Here is a 5,357-nt window from a genome sequence, read left to right on the forward strand (position 1 = left end):
ATGTAGGGACGGTGCACGAACCGCGCGTCCGCCTGGTAGTCCTCGGTGAAGTACGGCGCACCTGCCTGGGCCACCAGTCCGAGCAGGCCGGTGCCGAGCGGCAGCCGCAGCTGCTTGAACGCCGGTGTGAGCGCCCCGTCGGTGACCTTCATGTACGACGCCCCGTCGAGCTCGTCGTTGAGCGACAGGTAGGTCATGTCGGCGTTGAGGAGCTGGCGTGCGCGGCGCACGATGGCGGCCAGGATGGCGTCGACGTCGCGGATGGCCGTCAGGTCGCTCGCGGTCTCGTAGAGCGCGGAGAGCTCGGCCTCGCGGGAGCGCTGGCGCGAGATGAGGTCGCGCAGCCGCAGGGCCACGTCGTAGTCGGTCCGCAGCCGCTCCCGCTCCTCGTCGTGGGCCGCGCCCGCGGTGGCCGAGGCGAGCAGCTCGTCGAAGTGCGAGCGGGCCGCCTCGTCGTACAGCAGGTCGAGGAAGGAGCGGGACACGCGCACATCATGGCCCAGCAGCGCGGGGGCGACGTCGCCGACGACCCGGGCGCGGGGGGCGACCGTTAGGCTGGGCCCTCGTTCGACACCCACCGATTCCGCCTCCGATCTCAGGGGATCTCCCACCGTGTTCGCCACTCTCTCCGACCGGCTCGCCGACACCTTCAAGAACCTCCGCGGCAAGGGCAAGCTGTCCGAGGCCGACATCGACGCCACCGCGCGCGAGATCCGCATCGCGCTGCTCGAGGCCGACGTCGCCCTGCCGGTGGTGAAGGAGTTCGTCGCGGCGGTCAAGGACCGCGCCCGCGGCGAGGAGGTCAGCGGGGCGCTCAACCCGGCCCAGCAGGTCGTCAAGATCGTCAACGACGAGCTCGTCGAGATCCTCGGTGGCGAGACCCGCCGGCTGCGCTACGCCAAGACCGGCCCGACGGTGATCATGCTCGCCGGGCTCCAGGGCGCCGGCAAGACGACGCTGGCGGCCAAGCTGGCGCTGTGGCTCAAGGAGCAGGGCAAGACCCCGATCCTGGTCGCGGCCGACCTCCAGCGGCCCAACGCCGTGCAGCAGCTGCAGGTCAACGGGGAGCGGGTCGGCGTGCCCGTCTTCGCGCCGGAGGCCGGCAACGGCGTCGGCGACCCGGTGGCCGTGGCCCGTGCGTCCGTCGAGGAGGCCAGGCGCAAGGTCCACGACGTCGTCATCATCGACACCGCCGGTCGCCTCGGCGTCGACGCCGAGCTGATGCGCCAGGCCGCCGACATCCGCGACGCGGTCCAGCCCGACGAGGTGCTCTTCGTCGTCGACGCCATGATCGGCCAGGACGCCGTCACCACCGCGCAGATGTTCCTCGACGGCGTCGGGTACGACGGCGTGGTCCTGACCAAGCTCGACGGCGACGCCCGCGGTGGTGCCGCCCTCTCGATCGCCTCGATCACCGGCAAGCCGGTCATGTTCGCCTCCGCCGGCGAGAAGATGACCGACTTCGACCTGTTCCACCCCGACCGGATGGCCTCGCGCATCCTCGACATGGGCGACATGCTCACCCTGATCGAGCAGGCCGAGAAGGCCTTCGACCAGGAGGAGGCCCTCAAGGCCGCCGAGAAGCTCGGCACCAAGGGCGGCTTCACGCTGGAGGACTTCCTCCAGCAGATGCAGCAGATCCGCAAGCTCGGCTCGATGTCCAAGATCATGGGCATGCTGCCCGGGATGGGACAGTTCCGCGACCAGCTCGAGAACTTCGACGAGCGCGAGATCGACCGCATCCAGGCGATCATCCAGTCGATGACGCCCGCCGAGCGGGACAACCCCAAGATCATCGACGGCTCCCGCCGCGCGCGGATCGCCCGCGGTTCGGGGCGGCAGGTCTCCGACGTCAACCAGCTCGTCGACCGCTTCTTCGAGGCGCGCAAGATGATGGAGCAGATGGCCCGTGGGGGCGGCATGCCGGGGATGCCGGGCATGCCCGCGATGCCCGGTGCCGGCAAGCGCGGCAAGACCAAGGCGCAGCCGAAGAAGGCCAAGGGCAAGCGCACGTCGGGCAACCCCGCCAAGGCGGCCCAGGAGGCCGCGGCGCAGAAGGCCGCTGCCGCCGACCGTCCGGCCAACCCCTTCGGCGGTGGCGACGACGTGGACTACGAGAAGGCGGCCGCGGCGCTCGACCTGCCCAAGGACTTCTCCAAGTTCCTCAAGTGAGCCGACCCCGCGCGCCGCGCTCGGTGCTCGTGGTCGACGCCGCCAACGTCGTCGGCTCCGTGCCGGACGGCTGGTGGAAGGACCGCGCCGGCGCCGCGCGGCGCCTCCACGAGCGGTTGCTGGTGGGGGACACGTCGTACGACGACATCGTGCTGGTGCTCGAGGGTGGCGCCAAGGGCGGCGTGCGCCCCGGTCGCGACCAGCACGTGACGACGGTGCACGCGCCCAGGGACGGCGACTCCACGATCATCGCCGAGGTGGCCCGTCGCCGGGAGCTGGGCGACACGGTGGTCCTCATCAGCGCCGACCACGTGCTGCGGGGGCGGTGCGAGGGGCTCGGCGCTCGCGCGATGAGCCCCTCGTGGCTGCTCGACCAGATCGGCTGAGCAGCCGCACCTGCCCGCGTCAGTCCAGGTCGATGGCCACGACCGACCCGCCGTCGGGGCAGACGGCACACGTCGTCACGAAGGCCTTGCCGCCGCGCAGCGCGACGCCGTACGGGGCAGGCAGTCCCTCCGCGACGGGCGTCGGTGCGGCGCCCGACGCGACCTTGACGAGCGATCCGGTCGGCGGGGTCCCCGGCGGCACGGTGAGGAGGCCGGTGGTGGAGAGCTGGACGGCGTACAGCGACCCGTCGTGCCAGGCGAGGTCCGTGACGTTGGTCAGTCCGGTGGCGTAGACGGTGGGCGCCTGCCCCGGCACCACGCGCCAGATGTTCGACCCGCCGGCGGGGAAGGGGTAGCCCGTCAGCTGGCTGACGTAGTAGGCGTCGTCGGGACCGCGCACCACGGACGTCGGCACGGCCTGCATCGGCATCAGGGTGGCCGGGTCGTCGGGGCTCGGCACCATCCTGTTCGGGAACACCGCCAGCGTCTTGATCCGTCCGTCCCTGCGCACCCGCTGGAGGTCGTTGGCGCCGGAGTCGGTGACCACCACGGACCCGCCGTCGCGCATCATCCCGGTCGGGTTGGAGTCGGCAGGGTTGGAGTCGGGAGGGTTGCCGTCGGGGTTGTGTCGCTCCTCGTACGCCGCGAGGTCGCCGAGGATGTGCGCCTTGCCGTCGTGGAAGCTGCCGGTGACGACGGTGCCGAGCGCCCGACCAGCGGCGCCGAAGGTCTTGCGCACCTCCGGCGGGGCGCCCAGGCCGATCGTGACGGCGAACGTGTGGTCCGAGCCGCGACGGAAGGCCGGGACGACGACGTCGTGCGGTCCGATCGCGCCACCACCCTCGGGCGACGCGAGCGACGGCAGCCCGGTCACCACCCGCTTCGAGCCGTAGCTGGTGATGCGGGTGATCGCGCCGGACAGGCCGAAGCAGGACTCGCCCTCGGGGCCTGTCACGCAGGGACCCGACCCACCGACACCGGCCTCGGCGACGTAGAGCGAGCCACCCGAGAAGGAGAGCTGGCGGGGGTTGTCGAGGCCCGTGGCGACGGTCCGCCAGGGCGGGTCGCCCCCCGAGTCGCCGCCGTGGGTCTGCGCGGCCTGGGCCGGGGAGACGAGCGCGGGGCTGGTGAGGGCGACGAGCGCGGACGCGACGAACAGTCGATTTCTGTGCATCTGGGACACCTCGAGGATCCGGATGGAGGAAAAGGATGTCTTGACTGTCCGACGCCGCGCGGTCCGTGTCATCGCCCAAATGTGCCTGTGCTGCCGGAGGCTTTCCTCCGGCCCCGCTACGGTCGGGCCCATGACTGCGCTGCGCTTCTCGGGACCGGTCCTGCCCGACGGGGAGGCGCGCGACCTGTACGTCGTGGGCGACGCCATCACCTACGAGCGCCAGGCCGGCGCGACCACCGCGGCCCGTGGCTGGATCGTGCCGGGGCTGGTCGACGCCCACTGCCACATCGGGCTCGACGACCACGGCGCCGTCGGGCGGGCGGAGGCGGAGGCGCAGGCCGTCGAGGACCGCGACGCGGGGGCCCTGCTGATCCGTGACTGCGGGTCGGCCGCCGACACGTCCTGGGTCCACGACCGTGAGGACCTGCCGCGGCTGATCCGGGCCGGTCGGCACATCGCGCGCACCCGCCGCTACATCCGCAACTACGCCCACGAGGTCGAGCCCGAGACCCTGGTCGAGACCGTCGCCCGTGAGGCGCGAGCCGGGGACGGCTGGGTCAAGCTCGTCGGCGACTGGATCTCCCGCGACGCGGGCGACCTGGCCCCGAGCTTCCCGGCCGAGGACTTCGCCGCCGCCATCGCGACGGCGCACGACCACGGGGCCAAGGTCACMGCGCACTGCTTCGGCGAGCAGGTGCTGCCGGGCCTCATCGAGGCGGGCATCGACTGCATCGAGCACGGCACGGGGCTCTCCACCGACCTGGCCGCGACCATGGCCGAGCGGGGGATCGCGCTGGTGCCGACCGTCATGCAGATCGACAAGTTCCCGCAGTACGCCGACGCGGGCCGCGACAAGTTCCCCCGCTACGCCGACCACATGAGCGACCTGCACGCCCGCCAGCGCGACACCATCATGGCGGCCTACGAGCTCGGCGTCGCGCTCTACGCCGGCTCCGACGGCGGGGGCGTGAGCCGGCACGGCAACATCGCCGGCGAGGTCGTGGCGATGGCGGGGCTGGGCATGCCGGCCGACTACGCGCTCGGGGCCGCCTCGTGGCGGGCCCGCGAGTGGCTGGGGTGGAACCCCACCCTCGCCGAGGGCGCCCCGGCGGACTTCGTCGTCTACCCCCGCGACCCCCTGGCCGACCTGACCGTCCTCCTCGAGCCGTCGTACGTCGTGCTGCGCGGTCGTGTGGTGGCGTCCGGGGTGGCCTGAAAGGCATTTGCCGTGGTGCGGGTGTGGCGTGTGGGATGACGCCATGAGCTCCGTCGCCGATGCCCTGCCCGCCCTCGGACTGCGCGTGCGGGCCGGTGACCTCGAGCTGCGCGGTGTCACCGACGACCTGGTCGTCGAGCTGGCCGACCTCGCTGCCCAGGGGGTGCACGACCCGGCTCTGATGCCTTTCTCGTTCGCCTGGACCGACACGGCGCCGGAGGACTTCCTGCGCAGMTTCGCGCAGTACCACTGGCGCACCCGCGCCGACTTCTCGCCGGCGGGATGGGACCTGAACCTGGCCGTGCTGCACCGGGGGGAGGTGGTGGGCGTCCAGGGCGTCGGCACCAAGGACTTCCCGGTGACCCGCACGGGGGAGACCGGCTCGTGGCTGGGCCGCGCGCACCAGGGC

At 72.3% G+C, this 5,357-nt stretch carries 5 protein-coding genes and 1 pseudogene; 4 read left to right on the plus strand and 2 right to left on the minus strand.

Annotated elements, in window-relative coordinates:
* The coding region (locus ACXJKL_RS13525; RefSeq protein WP_457207564.1) for a GAF domain-containing protein at positions 1 to 485 on the minus strand (485 nt) is incomplete at its 3' end.
* 127 nt (positions 486 to 612) lie between these two features.
* On the opposite strand from ACXJKL_RS13525, the gene ffh reads away from it, so the two are divergent.
* A complete protein-coding gene (gene ffh, locus ACXJKL_RS13530; protein WP_457207565.1) occupies positions 613 to 2,172 on the plus strand; it encodes a signal recognition particle protein in 1,560 nt (519 codons plus the stop codon).
* Positions 2,169 to 2,558, plus strand: coding sequence for a hypothetical protein (locus ACXJKL_RS13535; RefSeq protein ID WP_457207566.1), 390 nt, complete (start codon positions 2,169 to 2,171; stop codon positions 2,556 to 2,558). The genes ffh and ACXJKL_RS13535 overlap by 4 nt, the downstream gene beginning before the upstream one ends.
* 19 nt (positions 2,559 to 2,577) lie before the next feature.
* On the opposite strand, the gene ACXJKL_RS13540 is transcribed toward ACXJKL_RS13535, so the two are convergent.
* Positions 2,578 to 3,732 (minus strand): ScyD/ScyE family protein, encoded by a 1,155-nt coding sequence (locus tag ACXJKL_RS13540; RefSeq protein ID WP_457207567.1) that lies wholly within the window; start codon positions 3,730 to 3,732, stop codon positions 2,578 to 2,580.
* A gap of 130 nt (positions 3,733 to 3,862) precedes the next feature.
* On the opposite strand from ACXJKL_RS13540, the gene ACXJKL_RS13545 reads away from it, so the two are divergent.
* Positions 3,863 to 4,948: an amidohydrolase family protein gene (locus tag ACXJKL_RS13545; protein ID WP_457207568.1), complete on the plus strand. Its 1,086-nt coding sequence runs from the start codon at positions 3,863 to 3,865 to the stop codon at positions 4,946 to 4,948.
* Between the two features lie 43 nt (positions 4,949 to 4,991).
* Positions 4,992 to 5,357 (plus strand): annotated as a pseudogene (locus tag ACXJKL_RS13550) (GNAT family N-acetyltransferase); the annotation flags it as partial.

Source organism: Nocardioides sp. P5_C9_2, assembly GCF_054049555.1.

What these genes read in the sequence shown, in the direction of transcription:
- ACXJKL_RS13540 (WP_457207567.1), bottom strand. Translation starts at nt 3,732, where the DNA reads ATGCACAGAAATCGACTGTTCGTCGCGTCCGCGCTCGTCGCCCTCACC.